This is a genomic window from Tissierella sp. P1 (assembly GCF_002266425.1).
Classification (GTDB): Bacteria; Bacillota; Clostridia; order Tissierellales; family Tissierellaceae; genus Tissierella; species Tissierella carlieri.
This window is the reverse complement of sequence record NZ_NPMN01000001.1, coordinates 179,872-197,908: the sequence shown is the minus strand read 5'-3', so window position 1 is coordinate 197,908 and position 18,037 is coordinate 179,872. Positions and strand designations below refer to the sequence as shown.

Below are 18,037 nucleotides of genomic sequence, written 5' to 3'. Positions count from 1 at the left end.
TCACCTACTATTTAGAATAGTCTAATTCTAATTTATTATAAAAATCGTTTATCATATTTTTAAGCTCTTCTATTTTATCTATATCTTCGTTGGGTATAGAATATTTCATCTTTATAATTTCACCATAAAGTTCTCCATTTCTAACCTGAGAAATAGGGATATCTTTCTTTATGGCTTGTAGACCTCTTTCATATAATAAATCAATAGTCTTTAACATTTCTAGCTGCTTTCTTAAAGGTACATAAGTATCTTCTTTATGGAAAGCATTTTGTTGTAAAAATCCTATTTTAATTACCCTAGCAATCTCTAGAATCAATCTTTGGTCATCTGGTAGAACATCTTCTCCAACTAAAAGAACTATTTCAAGAAGTCTGCTTTCCTCAAATAAAAGTCTTAGCATCTTTCCACGAAGCTCTCCTACTTCTTCATTTAGTTCCATTTCATAGTAGGTCTTTAACATTTCCATATATCCACTATAACTATTTAACCAATTAATAGCTGGATAATGTCTTGAATAAGCTAATTCTCTATCTAATCCTAAGAATACATTGACAAATCTCTTAGTATTTTCTGTAACTGGCTCAGAGAAATCTCCTCCTGCCGGAGAAACCGCTCCTATTATAGTTACAGAACCTTCTTTTCCAGATAGAGTGCTTACATATCCTGCCCTTTCGTAGAATTGAGCAAGTCTTGAGGGTAGATATGCTGGATATCCTTCCTCAGCAGGCATTTCTTCCAACCTTCCTGATATCTCTCTCAGGGCTTCTGCCCAACGAGAAGTAGAGTCTGCCATTATAGCCACATGGTATCCCATATCTCTAAAATACTCTGCCATGGTAATTCCTGTATATATGCTGGCTTCCCTTGCAGCTACAGGCATATTAGATGTATTAGCTATAAGAACAGTTCTTTCCATTATAGGTTTGCCTGTCTTAGGATCTATAAGTTCTGGAAAATCCTCTAGTACCTCTGTCATTTCGTTTCCTCTTTCACCACAGCCAATATAAACAATAATATCTGCATCTGACCATTTTGCTAATTGGTGCTGAGTCATAGTCTTTCCCGTACCAAAGCCACCAGGTATTGCTGCTGTTCCGCCCTTAGCTATAGGAAAAAATATATCTAATACTCTTTGTCCTGTAACCAATAGCTTATCTATAGGCAATCTCTCTTTAGCAGGTCTCGAAATTCTAACGGGCCATTCTTGATACATTTTAAGGAAATGTCTATTTCCTCCATTATCTTCTATTTCAACCAACCTTTCTTCAATATTGTATCTTCCGTTTTTGACTACCTTTAGGACTTTACCCTCTAATCCTACAGGAACTAAAAGCTTGTGAGTAATCAAAGAAGTTTCTTGTACAGTCCCAAATATTTCTCCTTCTCTCAGATAGTCCCCAAGATTTACATTTAAGTTTACTTCCCAAAGTTTTTCTTCATCTATTGATATAAGTCCTATACCTTCTGGGATAAAGCTGCCAAAGTCATCTCTTATTTTCTTAAGTGGTCTTTGAATACCATCAAACATATTACCAAGCATACCTGGTCCTAGCTTTAGAGAAAGCGGCTTACCAGTTGATACTATTACTTCTCCTCTTTTTAGACCCTCTGTTTCTTCATATACTTGCACTGTACCACTATCACCATCTATGGATATGATTTCACCGATTAGCTTCTTTTCTCCTACTAATACCATCTCTCTCATCTTAAATCCAGTCATGCTCTCTCCAAGTATTACTGGACCATTTATCATAGCTATTTTTCCTGTTAAATTATCCATTTAAACCACCTGTCTTTTCTAGAGATGAATATAATCTCTTACCTATTAGATATCTATTTTCTTCAATAATAGTCTTAAAGCTATTGTCTAGATTATAACTCATATCTTTATCTGACAATATAAATCCTCCAATTATATCTGACACAACAATATTAAAGGATATGTCTTTATTATTCTCTTTACCTAAATTGAGAATAGAATCTTCTAGATTTACTTTATCTTTTTCCTTCAATCCAATTATTATCTCTTTTTCATCTATTTCTCTAATTAAATCTTCAATTTTGCTAAGAACATAATCATTATAATCATGAGATAATACAAATTCTCTGGCTCTATCTTCTAAAGAAGAAATCAAATCCCTTAAAACTTCTTCCCTTTTTTCAAGAATTTTTCCTCTGTTTTCTTGAGTAGCCTTAGAAAGCATCTCATTTTTTTGAGTTTCTGCCAAGATTCTTCTTCTATTTATTATTTCTTCTTTTCTCTTTGCAAGCTCTATTTTTTTCTCTTCTAATATGAATCTGTTTTTCTCTTCTAATTCTTCTAATGCTTTTTTACATTTTTCCTCTTCTTCTTTAAATACTACCTTATGGAAAATATCTAGTTTATCATCAAGAGTAATCATCGAATCACCACCTAAATTTTTATACCTATGGATTCTTTTATATATCTCATTATAAAGTTTTTATCCCTTAGGCCAGTTCTATCTGGAATAGTAGCTATAAGTTGGGAATTTCCACTTCTCTTAAGCTCTAATACCTTTTCCTTCATCTCTTCAAATATTTTTTCTGTTATGATGATAATCCCAATATTAGGATCTTCAACGGCCTTAGAAAAATAGAATTCAACTTCTTCCTTTGTCTCTGCTAAAATCCCTTCTATTCCTGCCAACCTTAGGCCTATAATTGTATCCTTATTATGGCTGATTAAAAAGGATTTCATATTATAACCTTCCTAGGATTAGGATAGATACTATAAGACCATAGATAGCAATACCTTCTGCAAGACCTACGAATATTAAAGTCTTACCTAATATGCTTGAGTCTTCAGAAACAGCTCCAAGAGCTGAAGAACCTACTACGGCAACTGCATATCCAGCACCTACAGTTGCTAAACCTGTTGATAATGCTGCTGCAAGAAATCCAAGTCCTGATGGTGCTGCTGAACCAGTAGTTTCAGCATTGATTGCTCCTGGTACTAAAGTAATTATAGCTGCAACAAGTATTGGTAAAAACACATATAGATTTGTTCTTAAAATCTTTTTAAGAGTTTTTCTATTACCTTCTACATTCTTGTAAATCATAAAAATTCCAGTTCCTATAGTTAATAAAACCATTAAAGTTGTTGATACTAATATAAATTGCATTTCAATTCCTCCTAATTATTTAATATTTACAGGTTTAAATTCCCTGCCTTCACCCTTGTAATATCTGCTGAATAGCTCATAGTATTGAAGTCTTAGACCTTGAATAAATACTATAAGTCCCTCCATACCTATGATTACAATGTTACCTATAATCAGTACTATGATATTACCTGCCGTAGTTCCTATCATATGACCTATGGTCTCAAAGGCTATAAATAAGCCAACGTGAGTTAAAGCAAAGGCTCCTACCCTAATGAAAGATACTGTACCACTTAGCATACTGAGTAAAGTCTCTATAATAGAAAATACAGATTCTATATAGTATCCAGTAATATCTTCACCATGAAGAGGACGTTTACCCTTTATTAAGTGAGTCAATGGTTGTTTAAATACCATGACAGCTATACATAGTATAATAATTACTACACCTACCTCCATGGAGAGTATAGGTTTCTTTAAAAGATTTCCACCTATTAAAATAAGCAAACACAGATAAAATAAAAATCCTGCTAAGCCTTCTTTTCCAAATAAACCATCTTCCATGTCTTTTCTTTTGACACTATTTATCATTCCATAGATATAGGATATAAGTATAAGTGCTATACCTATAAATATAGCTGATACTAAAACAGTATTAATATTTTCAAAGGGCTTAATTAAAAGTGCTGGCAAAATAGTTTCTATGCCAAATACTGCCCCGTATAAAGTTCCGAATACCATGGAACTAAGTCCTAGACGCCCTAATAATCCACCAAACATTTTGTTTTTACGACCTAGAAGTACTCCTCCTAAAAGTAATATAAGGCCTTGCCCCAAATCTCCAAACATAGCTCCAAATAAAAACATATAGGAAAGAGACAAAAATGGAGTAGGGTCTAGTTCGTTATAAGACGGCATTCCATACATCTTAACTAAAGATTCAAAGGGTTTAAAAAGCCAGATATTTCTAAGTTTAGTAGGAGGTGTAAGGTCTGTTTCATCCTTAAACATCACTAGCATATCCTTATATCCTTTTAGGATTTCTCCAAGCTTTTCTTTATCCTTCTTAGACACCCATCCCGAAAGATAGAAGAACTTATTAGATCTAGCTAATTCTTCTTTAATATCCTCTATTTTTTCCTTTGTTTTTAATTGATTCACTGCTGATATAATTGCATCTTGATGAATTTCTTTTAAATTAGATAATTTTCTTTCCAAAGAGTCTATATCTTTTTGTAATCTTTCTTTCTTAGCCTTTAGGTACTTAACCATCTCTATTGGTGTTCCCTTGTATTCCTCTGGAACTTGGATTTCTTTAAAATTCAAGGATCTTAGAATTCTATTCATTTCTTCTCTTATGTTTGAAGGATATATAGTTAAATAAACTTCTCCTTCCTTTCCAGTTCCAGTATGAAGGATAATCGCTAAGATATTCTCATAATTTTTCTTAAGCTTTATTCTATCTTCTTTAGATAGAATTCCAAATCTAAAATCAAAATGTGATAGACTTCTTAAATTCTCTATGGGAATATTGATATCCCTAATATTAGAAAAGCTTTTGTAAAAATCTTCAATTTCTCCTAGTTCTTCTTGAGCTTTCTTTAACTCTTCACTAGGCATCTTTACTTCTTCATATATACGGCTCAATTCATCAGATGCCTTGAGTATATCTATATCCACCTTTAGATTAGATTCCATATAATTAGATTTCATATTTAAAATTGATTCTAATTCTTCCCCTTTTTTAAGAAGTTCTTCATAGTTTTTATCCTTTGAAAAGGATGTAATATAGTTTAAATCTATAACTTTCTCTAGATTTTCATCCTTTACATTAAAAACGAAACTATTATCTTCTATTTGTGATAATGCAGATACTAAATCTACTTTACCTGATAGAATTATATCTTTTAACACATTATCTACATCTGAGATATTTCCGATGACATTCATCATGGTCATCTTTTCAACAGACATTACTCATCACTTCCTTCGACTTTCCTTACTAAATAATTTTTTGTTTCTTGTAAAGTTAATCCATATTTTTTAGCTTCCAACATAGAAATAATATCTCTTATTTCATACTCTAAAAGATGAATATAAGCAATGGATAAAGTTATATCTAATTTTGCTTTTTTAAAGGCATTTAAAAATCTATAATACAAATATCTTTGAATTCTTCTTTCCATGTATAAATCTACATCTTTTTCAGTATCAAATAAGAAATCATACTCTGTCTGTAAAACTATTTCTTTTAATTCTTCCTCTGTTGAGTAGCACATCTTTTTTAATTTCTTATAATTAAATTCATATCCATGGGGTAATGTAAAGTTTATTAACTCCTCTGGAAGTAAGTTATAGAATTTAATACCTCTATAAATCCATTCAATATTTAATAAATCTTCGTTTATTCCAAGGATTTTTTCGAATATTATTCTATCTTCCTTCTTTAGATTCTTAGATTCAGATTTTAAAGAATTAAAGTATAGTCTATCTAAATTCATCTCCATATAAAATATAATCTTTGCATGTTCTTCTTCTTTGTAAGTGTTTAAAGCATCATAGTAAATAGTTCCCTTCAAGTTTTCGATAAACTCTTCTATACTATGAGAAGATTTCAATTTTTTTAGATTAAAACTATAATATTTTTCCTTTAGTAAGCTTAAGCCTTCTATTTTATTAAGGTCCTCTTTTCTCTCTAATGCTCTTAGATATAGTTTTAGGTCCTCAATCTCATACCTTAGCATTAAAGCTCTGAATAGTTTTCTATAGTCGTCAGTAAAATATCTTATTATTTTTTCAAATTGGTTTATTAGGTGACGTTCTAGCTCTATTTCCACCTGCTGAATATTATCTAATTCCTCTATTTTACTTAATTCTTCCTTATAGATAGTATTCTCTTTCAGATAGGCAATTTGTTCTTTTACGTTTTTCTTTTCCATCAGATTTATATAATCTTTTCTATCTAATGATTTTGATCGTAAAACTCTTATTTTAGTGTTTATAGCTGCAAATCTTCTTTCATTGCTCATGATTCTACCTCTATTCTTTGCCTCTAAATAAACTATTCCATAGGCCCTCTATTAATTTATCCTTACTTCCTTTATATACCTTATCTATTCTTTCTAAGGTTTCAACATCCTGAGATTTCAACCTTTCGATTTCTGATTCTCCATTTCTTATGATCTCATTGTAAGTTTTTTCCCCTTCTAATCTACCTTCTTCCATATATTTTTTTTCTAATTCCTGAAGAGTTTCTTTTAATTCCTTTTCCTTATCCCCTATGATCTCTTCAGTCTTTAGCTTCATCCTTACAGTTTCCTTATCAATGTTTATTATCTTGTTGATAATTTCATCCATAACTAATCACTCCTTGACTAAACTATTATACTCCTCCTATATCTTATGTAAACTCAAATAATGCCTCCTATGACCTATAGGAGTGAAAATAAATAATATATTGACTATCAATAATAAACTTCTCTTTATTTATCTTTGATTTTCTATCTTATTCTTGGTTTTTCTCACATTTTAATATTTGTTACAAATATTTAATAAATTTTGTTCCATAAAAATAGTGGATACACCCATATGGGTGTATCCACTATTTTTATGAATTTATTCCTCTTTCAAATGCTTTAATGTTTACTTCATGTACTCTTTCTGGAAGAAACTTCTTGATCTTACTCTTCCAATCTATATTTTCTAAGCCTAATGCTTTAACTATAAGACCTAACATTACAATATTTTGGGATCTTGGCTCACCAAGTTCCTCAGCTATACTTCTTGCATTTATAGATATTACATTATTTATTTTAGATTTTAATTCTTCCATTATCCCTTCAGGATATTTTTCAAATCCCGCTAATACTGGTAATGGCCACATTTCTTCTTCGTTAACTATTAATGTTCCATCTTTCTTTAATTGAGGTACGTATCTTGCTGCTTCTAGTTTTTCGAAGGATACTAGTACATCTGCTTCTCCTAGATTTATAGTTGGTGAGTATACCTTATCTCCAAATCTAATTTGAGTGGTAACACTACCACCTCTTTGAGCCATACCATGGATTTCTGACATTTTTACATCATAGCCTTCTTCTAAGAGTCCTTCTGATAATATTTTAGATACTAAAATAGTACCTTGCCCTCCTACACCTACTAAAAGTAAAGATTTTGTCAATTAAATCACCTCTTTCCCAAAAGATTCTATAGCTTTAAATGGACATACTTGTAGACATACTGTACAGCCATTACACATTGCAGTATCCATACTAACTACATTATCCTTCATAGATATAGCTGGACAGCCTATTCTTAGACAAGTCTTACATTTTCTACATTTTTCCTGATTTACTTGACAATATAAATTTGCTCTTCTTTTTTGTACATCTTTAATAAGTGCGCAAGGTTGCTTTGTAATGATTACAAATGGTTCTGTAGCTTCCAATGCATCCTTTACTGCATTTGTATTTGCATCCATATTATATGGATCTATAACTCTTATATTTTCTTCCTTTACTCCTATTGCTTTTACTAAGCCTTCTATATCGATCATTGGTGATTCTACACCAGATATATTCTTTCCTGTACCTGGGTTTTCCTGATGTCCTGTCATGGCAGTGATTCTATTATCAAGAATTACTACAACCATATTACTCTTATTATATACTGCATTAACTAACCCTGTCATTCCAGAATGGAAGAATGTGGAATCTCCTACAAAACCAAATACTTTCTTTCCTCTATCTGCCATTTGGTTAACCTTATCAAAACCAATACCTGCAGTGATTCCAGCACCCATACATATTACTGTATCTCCCATGCCCAGCGGTGGCATAGCTCCTAAGGTATAGCAGCCTATATCAGATGTAACCACTACCTTATTTTTATGTTTAGATAATGCATAGAATATACCTCTATGTGGACATCCTGCACATAGTGCTGGTGGTCTTGAGGATACTTCCAAATCTAATTTATGTTCAACTTCTACTTTTTCACCTAACATTACTTCCCTTATAATTTGTGGGTTTATTTCTCCACATACTGAGAATATTTCTTTTCCAATACATTCTATTCCCATGGCCTTAATAAATTGTTCCATGTAAGGTTCATTTTCTTCTATTACATATAGTTTGTCCACACCATCACTAAACTCTTTAAATAATTTATCTGGTAGTGGCCAACTAAATCCTACCTTTAAGTAAGAAACCGTATCTCCAAATACTTCTTTCGCATGAAGATATGATGCACCGGATGTTATAATACCTATTTTTCTATCGTTCCATTCGATTTTATTTAATGGACTATTGTTTGAGTATTCCCTAAGCCTTGGAATTCTATCTGCTTCCATTTCTATATGTTTTGCCTTGGAATTTGCTGGTACCATTATGTATTTCTTAGGGTCCTTCACATACTCCTTTATCCTACTGGGACTCTTTCTCCTAATTCTACTACACCCTTACTATGACAAACCCTAGTAGTTACTTTAAATAATACTGGAGTATCATAAGTTTCGGATATTTCAAAAGCATGTTTTATAAAATCTTTACATTCTTGACTATCTGATGGTTCTACCATAGCTACCTTTGCATGAGGTGCAAATAGTCTATTGTCTTGTTCGTTCTGTGAACTATGCATACCTGGCTCATCAGCAGTGATTACTATAAGTCCTCCATTTACTCCTTCGTATGCAATGGTAAATAACGGGTCTGCTGCCACATTTAACCCTACATGTTTCATTGCAACTAAAGATCTAGCTCCTGCTATGGATGCCCCTGCTCCAACCTCTAAAGCAACCTTTTCATTGGTGGACCATTCTGAATATATTTCTTCGTATTGTGAGATGTTTTCAAGAATTTCAGTGCTTGGTGTACCTGGATACGCTGCTGCCACTAAACATCCTGCTTCATAAGCTCCTCTTGCAATAGCTTCATTACCTGTTAAAAGCTTTTTCATGGAATCCCTCCTATCAAATATAGTACAATAATATTATATCAAATATATCATTAATTGTATTAAGTTTTTTGATTTTAGGGTCAATTTTTAACAATTCAGCCCTTTTAACCAATTTTTAAACTTATCAACATCTATATCTATTGATATATCTATATTCTTTTCTTCATCAGAAATATTCCTATAATCCAATAACAACATGCCTAAGCTTTGTTTATTGTTTATTTCTATTGATACACCGAATTTTTTCTTCTTCGCTAGTTCCGGCAGAACCATGACTGCAAGAGCTACTGCATCATGGATTTCAATAGCCTTTTCTCCACATAGACATTCTCTATTATGTATAGCCATAAGAAGTTCAGCAATTAATTGACCATGAGGATTGTTAAATGATTTAAAGTAATCTATATCTTCTAATTGCAAATACGCTTTTTTAGTTACATCTAATCCTACCATAGTAAGTGGTATTCCAGATTTAAACACTATATCTACCGCATGAGGATCTATATACATATTAAATTCGGCTGATGGTGTAATATTACCTGCCCTAGTTGTTCCACCCATAAAAGTGATAGACTTAATCAATGGTTTTATATCTGGATATCTTATTAGTGTTTTTGCAATATTGGTCATGGGAGCTAAAGCAAGAATCTCTAGGTTACCGTCATGCTTTTTAGCTTCTTCATATATAAAATCCGTTACATCTATTTTGTAAAATTCTCTATTAGATTCTTGTAATACTACCTCTCCTATACCAGTTTTTTTATTTGATAAATTCCGCTCTCTAATTAAAGGATGTTCTGATCCAATTATAACTGGTAACTCCCATCCTATTGTATGTAATAAATTTAATGCATTTTTGCTAGTATTTTCTAAACTAGCATTTCCAGCTACAGTTGTTATTCCAACTACTTCTATATCCTGTACCTTATGAGCAGCTATCAATGCTATTGAGTCATCTAATCCTGGATCGCAATCTATAATAATTGGTCTAATCATAATATCCCCCCAGCTGTTAATGTTTCTCTCTAGATAATATAAAATTTTATAATTTTATTTCTCTGCATGTTCTATAGTCTTTGCTCCACTCTTTAACTCCCAATGTAATACAAATGTCAGTACTACTCTAAGTATTGCTACCGCCGCAAGTATAATGAATTCATCTATTGTTCTTATTACTACTGTCTTTATAATTTCCGCTGCTAGCTTAAACTCTAAACTAAGTGCCATCGCCTTGGCAAAATCAATAGCTACATCATCATCTCTAAAATCAAATCCATTTTTAATAAATTGAAAAATTCCTCTTAATGCTGCTATTGTGATGATGAACACCCCAATGGACTCTAAGGAACCAGTAATATAAGGAATTATCTTTTCCAAAAAATGCTCAATTATCACTTAACTCTCTCCTCTTTTGTAAAATATTGCCAGGGGGACGGTTCTGTTGGCAAGATTTTTACTTTCCTGCACATTATATTTTAACATAAAACAATGAATTGTGTTAGTATATAATTTATGCTAAATTTTATACTGAAAATACCTTTAGTCTGAAATCTAACACAAACTAAAGGTATTTGTCATTTATCTATATATGTTTATTTCCCTAGAACTGCTTCTTTTATTGTCATACTATATTGTTCCTTAAAATAATCTTCGAGAATACTTACTTCTTCTTTTGTTTTTTCAGCAGCACTATCCCATCTACCAGAACTTTTCATTTTCTCAGTATTATCATTATGATCCCCATCTTCTACTTTATCCAATTCATTTTTTTCTAAATCATAATAATAATAAAATGCTGTTCCCATTGCAGAAACATAATAATATTTCTCCACAGTATTAGTTGAACAGTCAAATTTATAATAATCTACTGTTTCATTTCCTTCTAAATCTGTTTTTATAAATTCAACATATCCATCATCGCCTTTTTTAATTGATATTTTTAATCCTGATTCCTCAAAAGGTCCATTCTCCACATCTGTATATACTAAAATACCATCTTTTTCTTCAAACTTTGATTTTTCTTGATTATTATTCTCACCTTGAATATTATTTGCTGGTAAGTTCTCTTCTCCCTTTTTATCTTTCCCTGTACATCCTACAACCATTCCCATTGTTAACATAAGTACTAATAATAATGATACTATCTTTTTCATATGACTTCTCTCCTTTTGTTATTAATTTATCTGATGGCTTACAATTCTCATTTTTCACTTTTATAAGTGAAAAATGAGAATTGCATAGCCCCTAGATAACACGACCTAGCGTTCAGTTGAAGTTAAAACTCCCCTTGAACTGAGTCTTAGTTTATATTAAGCAAGCTTTTTACACTTGTCTCAACATCATTCTTTGATAATTGACTGATTTTTATATATTCGCCATTCATCTTCTTAGCCAGTTCTTTTGCAAATCCATATTCAATATAATTTTTTTCAGTATCAATTACCATGGTTTTAATTCCCTCATTTCTTATCTTTTCCCCTAAGATAAAAGCATCTTCTAAAGGATTTTCTGTTTTAAATGGAACATTTGCCTTTCCATCAGAAACTATAATAAGGTATTGCAAGGGATCTGGATTTTTTATTTTATCTGCCTTAAGAATTTGATAGCATGTATAAAGCCCTGCTGCTAAGGGGGTTTTTCCTCCTGTAGGTAGTTTCCTAAGACATTTCTCAGCTAAGTCTACACTTCTTGTAATATTTAATAATATTTCAGCCCTATCTTTTCTGAAAGTAATAATCCCAATACTATCCCTCTTCTGATAAGCATCCTTTAATAATGAGAGTACTGCTCCTTTCACAGCTCCCATTCGCCTTCTTGCACCCATTGAACCGCTTGCATCTACTGCAAATAAAATCGTAGCTCCCGTATGTTTTTCTCTAACCTTCTCTCTTATATCTTGAGGTTTTATGCATACAGCTAGTTCACCTTTATTTCTATTTTTTTGATTAAAGGCAGCTATCCTAAAGGTAGCATCAAAAGCTATATCACTAACCCTTCCTTTAGGAAGCCTGTATCTTACATATCTTCCCTTATGGCTATCTGTCTTTACCTTACTTCTTTTTCCTGATCCTTTATTACTGGTTTTTTTGCCAAATTCCATATTTATGGAAATATCTTGAGCAATCGGTATTATATCCTCTATGCTTTCTTTTAATGTCTCTTCTTTAGTCTCTGTATTTATAATTTCTTCAAGTGACTCTTTGTTTGAATCATAGTTATCTCTATATTCCTCATAATCTTCTTTTTTAACATTGTTTTCTTCCATCATGTTGTCATCTGAAAATTCTTCCATTTCTTCAGCCGTTATAGACTCTCTTACCCTATGCGGCAATACATAAGATGCTGCATCCCTGATATCTTCTTGAGTTACATAGCATCTTTGATTAAATGCTGCAATAGCTTTAGCAGTTTCAATTAATATTATCTCTGCTCTATTACCTGAACAATTTCCTTGTCTAGATAAATCTACAGCAAAGTTGTAGTCTTCATCTTTTACTTTAATATCTTTAATTATTGTTCTTCCTCTATCTATTAAGCTTTGTACTGCTCTATTCTCTTTCTCCCATTTTAAATAAAATTCTAATGGATTTCTTTCATAATCAAGAAACCTTTTAATGATTTCTATTCTGTTATCTATATCTGTCTCTCCTTTAGCTTCCACATATAAACCAAACTTGTCCAATAATTGAGGTCTTAAAATACCCTCTTCCGGATTCATAGAGCCTACTAATATGAAATCTGATGGGTGGCTATAGGATATACCCTCCCTTTCTACTATATTAGTACCAGTAGATAATACTTCTAAAAGTATGTTTACAATATGTTCACTTAATAAATTTATTTCATCCACATATAGAATTTGTTTATGAGCCTTATATAAGATTCCTTCTTCAAATTTCTTTTCCCCGTCTCTTATGGCTTTTTTTATATCAATACTTCCTATAAGTCTATCTTCAGTAACATTTAGCGGCAATCCCACTACCTCAACATAATCAACTACAGCTGAGAGTCCTCTTACCAATGTAGATTTAGCAGTTCCCTTTTCACCACTTATAAGAACTCCTCCTATATAGGGATTAATCAGATTTAGTATTAAAGCCATTTTTATCCTTTCCTGTCCCAGCACAGCTGAAAAAGGGAAACAATTATCAAACATAGTTAAATCACAGACCTTTCTATATTTACAATATTGCTTTTTCGATAAGATTATTGATCTGTTCAAAATCAATAACCCCTTCTTCAAAGGGTTGTCTTCTCATTCTATGTGGAAGGGACAGTTTTGCTGCTACAAAAAGGTCCTCTTTATCTACCTTTATTTGTCCTCTATAAGCAGCATGGGTTACGGCTGTTTTTATAAGCGTTATATCTGCTCTATGTCCATCTACACTTATTTTTATGGCTATTTCTGCCGCTAGCCTTAAACATTCCTCTGAATATACTACTTTATCCAATAGCTCTTTAGCATTTTCTATCTGTTCTGCTAATTTTTTCTGCTCTTCTTCATATTCTTTTACGAACTTTTCAGGATTATTTTCAAAACTAAGTCTTCGCTTAATCACTTCAACCCTTGAGTTCATGTCTCTTTCCCCATGTACATCTACAACTAGCCCAAATCTATCTATTAACTGCGGACGCAAATCCCCTTCCTCTGGATTCATAGTTCCTATTAACACAAACCTTGATGGGTGAGTATAAGATATTCCTTCTCTCTCAATTGAATTAACTCCCATAGCAGCAGCATCTAAAAGTACATCCACCACATGGTCATCTAAAAGATTTACTTCATCTACATATAAAATATTCCTATTAGCCTCTGCTAAAATTCCAGATTCAAACTTCTTTTCTCCTTCTTTTATTGCATGCTCTATATCTAATGTTCCAACTACCCTATCCTCAGTTGCACCAACAGGTAAGTTAATTACACGCATCCTTTGGTTTTTTATTTTTCCGTTTTCTTTCTTGAAAGTATCTTTACATGTTTCACACCAATTGCTATTATTTCTGGGGTCACAGGAAAAAATACAGTCTGCTATTTGCTCTCTAATAGGAAGAATATCTACCAAGGCTCTTACTGCAGTAGATTTTGCTGTACCCTTTTCTCCTCTTATTAGAACCCCATTTAGTCGAGGGTTTATGATATTTAATATTAATGCTTTTTTCATATCTTCCTGACCTACTATGGCGGTAAAAGGATATATTAATCTATGACTTTCCATATTTTCACACCTCCTTATAAGTTTTCTTCTATATTGCCTTCAAGTTCCAAATATAACTCTTTAATCTTATCTATCTTTTCTTTATCAGCATCCCAATAGCCTCTGTTATAATACTCAGTCATCTGCTCCAATATATCCATGTACGCATAAGGATTATTTTCAACAAGTCTTTGTCTAAGTTCTTCATTCTCTACATAGGAGTTATACACATCATCATATATCCATTCTTCTACACTATTTGTGGTGGCTGCAAGACCCATGATATTTTCAAATCTATCTGCAATTTTTTGAACTCCGTGATATTTATGCTCTAACATTCCATCAATCCATTTAGGATTCAATACTCTTGTTCTTATACCTCTTGATATGGACTTTTCTATACTTTCACTAAGAATCCTATCTCCAGTTGTATCTGTTATATACATTTTTGCTTTTTTACCTTTTACCATCTCCACAGACTTGGATAATCCGCCGAAGTACTCATAATAATGGTCTAAATCTGTAATTTCATACTCGTGATTACTTCTTATCTGAGATATAATTTCTACAGTTTTTAAATTTTCCTCATAGAGTCCCTCCACTTTTTCTCCACGGACTTTCCCATTATATACATGCTGGAGATTATCTATATATACCTTCCCTAGTTGTTCTTCCTCTTCCCAATTTTTAGTTTCAATTATTCCGGTTATTCCTGTACCATAGCTGCCCTCTTTAGGTCCAAATATCCTAGAGATAGCTAATTGCTCTGCCTCTTTTTCGTCGTATCCTTCATCAATAAGTCTTTTATATAATCTTTTTGAATTTCTCTTAAAATAATTATCTTCATCATCCTCATCTAGATTCCAAAGTCTTTCAAAGATTTCATTAAGACTTGTTATTAGGTTTGGAAACATATCTCTGAAAAATCCACATATATTTATTGTTACATCTATTCTAGGCCTTCCTAATTCTTTAACTGGGATAATATCGTATTTTGGTTCCCATTCACTTCCATTTTCTGCAATATTAACACCTAAGTAAGATAAAATCTGAGAAAATGTCTCTCCTTGAGTTCTCGAGGTCTCCAACCCCCATAGAACCACAGCAGTAGATAGAGGATAAGAATCTTCTTCTCTTTTATAAGCCTCAAGGGTGTTCAAGCAGATTTTTTCTCCCCTCATATAAGCAGTCTTAGTAGGAATAAGTCTTGGATCAAATTGATACAAATTATATCCTGCAGGCAATATTTCTGGATGTCTATAGATATCTCCTGCCAATTTTACAGGATTATATCTTCCCTCTAATACTCGTAACAACCCTTCTATCTCATGGTTCTCTTGAGATGATTTAATGATTCTTTGTCCATATTCTAAAGACTTTACAAGTTCATCTTTATTCACTTTATCTACATACTCACAGTTCTTTAGTTCTCCATTCTCAAAATAATAGTCAATAATCTTATCTGCTTCTTCATCAAGTTCTTTTATAACCTCATATTGATCATTATCTAAAAGAAAATCTAAGTCATATCCTTTAGTCTTTGCAATTAATTCTCTTATACTAAAAATCCCATTTCTATTGTATCTTAACAGTCCCTTTGCATATTCTCTTACTTCTTCTTGGTTATATCCTTGACCAAATACATGAAGTCCCTTTGGTATTAGACTTTTTTTCATCCTATATAATTCAGATTCCATCTCATCAATATTCTTCGGCATATTGAGTTTTTCTCCTAACTCCAATATATCTGATAATATATCTTTACTGGTTTGAGGAGCCAATAACAAAGATTGACGATAATTATCTATCATTGACATTAACTTTGAATAATCTCCATAAAGCTCTCCTTGAATGAATACAGGGGGCTGGTATCCTATTAAATTTGCATGGGACCTCCTTTTAGCAATAGTTGATTCAGATGGATTGCCTGAGTAGTATAAGTACATATGGGGAATATCTGCTAGAAGTCTATCGGGGTAACAATTGCCACTCATACCGCATTCCTTGCCCTTTAAAAATTCTAGGGTTCCATGAGTTCCCACATGGATAATTGCATCTGCTTTAAATTCATCCTTGATCCATTTATAGAATGCTAAGTATTGATGATGAGGTGGCAAGGTTTTATCATGATACGCCCTTTCAATCTCTTCATGTATACCTCGAGTTGGCTGTAATCCTAAAAATATATTTCCTTCAACTATTCCCGGAATCAAGAATTCATTATTATCACTGCTCATTATAGTTCCCGGTACTGGTCCCCATTCTTTTATTATTTCTTCATAATCAGGATTTTCCTTTAACTCTTCCTTATATTCTTTGTCCTTATACTTTATTACGTTTTCCCAATCATCACTATATTTTCCTGAGTTTACTACACCTCCGGCAGTAAATATATCCATAAGTTCTTCTTTTCTAAGAGGATTTAAGTTATATCCACTGGCTCTGAGATTTTTTAATATATTTTCAACGGAAGTAAAAGTATCTAAAAATGCTCCTCCAAATAGATTGCTTTCTCCCGGAGGATAGTTATAACATATGATAGCTATTTTTTTATCCTTGTTCTCCTTCTTTCTAAGAAGAATATAGGATTTAATTCTTGAAATCAGCTTATCTACTCTTTCATCTATGATTACAAGTTCATCAGTCATAATATCAAATTCCATATCATATTTTGGCTCTGCCATAGCTCCAACAGGATATGTTTCAATGCATCCATCTAATTCAGGCAGCATAACAGAAATCAGTACCTCTGATGTACTACAGCCCTGTATAGAATCTTCCCATTCCTTCACAGTTCTCCTTGACATAAAATAAGGATGAAAGTATGGAGCATCCACTTCCTTCAATAGATCTATACCTGCCTGTGAATTTCCTCCCATTGGTCCTGCTCCAAATCTAAATGACATGAAATTTAACATAAGATCAACAGACCTTTTAGTAGATTTTAATATTATCTCCCTAAGTTTTTCTTCATTTTTTGCAAATGTCCCTGAAACTGCAACGGGCAAAACATTTGCAAATTCTTCAATCCTACTCTTAATTTGTCCAATACAAGAAGATGTATCTGTAGGATATGTGTGCCCATAAAAGAGCATAGCTACTATAGGCTTCTTATCATCAAAGGGAAAATCTTTTTCATAATCTTCATAGTTTTTATAAAATCTCATGTTTTCTGGGTTACATATGCCAGCTTCTTCTACTTCTCTTGGTTCAAGTGGTTTCGGCAATTCTTTTATATTTCCATAATCCCTCATCATGAGATAAAGCATATTCAGAATATTGGATTTGTCTGCCACCTTAAAATATTTCATTATATTGGAATAATTTCTCATATCTCTCATCTTGCCCGGCATTATCTTCCCAAGCATTTCTGCTGTATTTCTCATCTTTTCAATTGCAGCCATATCCATCTTTTTATTCTGACTCTTCATACTATCCATGGTGAAACTGCCAAGACGCATATATTCCCTTGCTGAGCTTCCATAAGGGATTATATTTCCATTACATTCTTGGAGTCCAATATATACATTTTTAACTACAGATGAAGGGCTTCCCATTAAGTCTACAAATACTAAATGACTATTTTTAATATCTTCTATCATTTGTTTTGCTTTTTTATCATCTAATTCTTCTTTTCCATAATAGATACTTAAATCAAGGATTTCAGGATGATTTTTGTTTATCTCCTTTCCTGCCTCAATTAAGTTTTTAATTCCCGGAGTTGACACAGTTATAAATGTAATCTTCACCTCAACAACCTCCTAATAT

At 32.4% G+C, this 18,037-nt stretch carries 16 protein-coding genes; all 16 read right to left on the bottom strand.

The genetic code is table 11. The features are described from left to right. Positions 1-7 precede the first annotated feature (7 nt). Positions 8-1,780 (bottom strand): V-type ATP synthase subunit A, encoded by a 1,773-nt coding sequence (locus CIW83_RS00930; protein ID WP_094898801.1) that lies wholly within the window; start codon positions 1,778-1,780, stop codon positions 8-10. Beyond that, the gene (locus CIW83_RS00925; protein ID WP_094898800.1) at positions 1,773-2,402 is read right to left on the bottom strand and encodes a V-type ATP synthase subunit E; all 630 of its coding nucleotides are present in this window, start codon (positions 2,400-2,402) and stop codon (positions 1,773-1,775) included. The genes CIW83_RS00930 and CIW83_RS00925 overlap by 8 nt, the downstream gene beginning before the upstream one ends. An 11-nt stretch (positions 2,403-2,413) precedes the next feature. Then, positions 2,414-2,719 carry a V-type ATP synthase subunit F gene (locus CIW83_RS00920; protein WP_094898799.1) on the bottom strand — a complete coding sequence of 102 codons (306 nt, stop codon included), beginning with the start codon at positions 2,717-2,719 and terminating at the stop codon, positions 2,414-2,416. Position 2,720: 1 nt separating this feature from the next. Next, the gene (locus CIW83_RS00915; protein ID WP_094898798.1) at positions 2,721-3,143 is read right to left on the bottom strand and encodes an ATP synthase subunit C; all 423 of its coding nucleotides are present in this window, start codon (positions 3,141-3,143) and stop codon (positions 2,721-2,723) included. Between the two features lie 15 nt (positions 3,144-3,158). After that, complete coding sequence (locus CIW83_RS00910) at positions 3,159-5,096, bottom strand: V-type ATP synthase subunit I (RefSeq protein ID WP_094898797.1); 1,938 nt, start codon at positions 5,094-5,096, stop codon at positions 3,159-3,161. After that, complete coding sequence (locus CIW83_RS00905; RefSeq protein ID WP_094898796.1) at positions 5,096-6,151, bottom strand: V-type ATPase subunit; 1,056 nt, start codon at positions 6,149-6,151, stop codon at positions 5,096-5,098. The genes CIW83_RS00910 and CIW83_RS00905 overlap by 1 nt, the downstream gene beginning before the upstream one ends. Positions 6,152-6,161: 10 nt before the next feature. Next, a complete protein-coding gene (locus tag CIW83_RS00900; protein WP_094898795.1) occupies positions 6,162-6,479 on the bottom strand; it encodes a hypothetical protein in 318 nt (105 codons plus the stop codon). Positions 6,480-6,729: 250 nt separating this feature from the next. Beyond that, positions 6,730-7,299: an indolepyruvate oxidoreductase subunit beta gene (locus tag CIW83_RS00895; protein WP_094898794.1), complete on the bottom strand. Its 570-nt coding sequence runs from the start codon at positions 7,297-7,299 to the stop codon at positions 6,730-6,732. After that, positions 7,300-8,529, bottom strand: a complete 1,230-nt coding sequence (locus CIW83_RS00890) for a thiamine pyrophosphate-dependent enzyme (RefSeq protein ID WP_201259615.1) — start codon at positions 8,527-8,529, stop codon at positions 7,300-7,302. A gap of 8 nt (positions 8,530-8,537) precedes the next feature. Beyond that, positions 8,538-9,074 carry a hypothetical protein gene (locus CIW83_RS22540; RefSeq protein WP_201259614.1) on the bottom strand — a complete coding sequence of 179 codons (537 nt, stop codon included), beginning with the start codon at positions 9,072-9,074 and terminating at the stop codon, positions 8,538-8,540. An 87-nt stretch (positions 9,075-9,161) separates the two neighbouring features. Continuing rightward, on the bottom strand, positions 9,162-10,070 hold the full coding sequence (locus CIW83_RS00885; RefSeq protein ID WP_094898793.1) for a nucleoside hydrolase: 909 nt from the start codon (positions 10,068-10,070) through the stop codon (positions 9,162-9,164). Positions 10,071-10,124: 54 nt separating this feature from the next. Then, on the bottom strand, positions 10,125-10,469 hold the full coding sequence (locus tag CIW83_RS00880) for a DUF1622 domain-containing protein (RefSeq protein WP_094898792.1): 345 nt from the start codon (positions 10,467-10,469) through the stop codon (positions 10,125-10,127). A 197-nt stretch (positions 10,470-10,666) separates the two neighbouring features. Beyond that, a complete protein-coding gene (locus tag CIW83_RS00875) occupies positions 10,667-11,227 on the bottom strand; it encodes a hypothetical protein (RefSeq protein WP_094898791.1) in 561 nt (186 codons plus the stop codon). Positions 11,228-11,373: 146 nt separating this feature from the next. Further along, positions 11,374-13,296 carry a magnesium chelatase subunit D family protein gene (locus CIW83_RS00870; RefSeq protein ID WP_201259613.1) on the bottom strand — a complete coding sequence of 641 codons (1,923 nt, stop codon included), beginning with the start codon at positions 13,294-13,296 and terminating at the stop codon, positions 11,374-11,376. After that, positions 13,256-14,290 (bottom strand): ATP-binding protein, encoded by a 1,035-nt coding sequence (locus tag CIW83_RS00865; protein ID WP_094898790.1) that lies wholly within the window; start codon positions 14,288-14,290, stop codon positions 13,256-13,258. The genes CIW83_RS00870 and CIW83_RS00865 overlap by 41 nt, the downstream gene beginning before the upstream one ends. A gap of 14 nt (positions 14,291-14,304) precedes the next feature. Further along, positions 14,305-18,018 carry a magnesium chelatase subunit H gene (bchH, locus tag CIW83_RS00860; protein WP_094898789.1) on the bottom strand — a complete coding sequence of 1,238 codons (3,714 nt, stop codon included), beginning with the start codon at positions 18,016-18,018 and terminating at the stop codon, positions 14,305-14,307. Between the last annotated feature and the right edge of the window lie 19 nt (positions 18,019-18,037).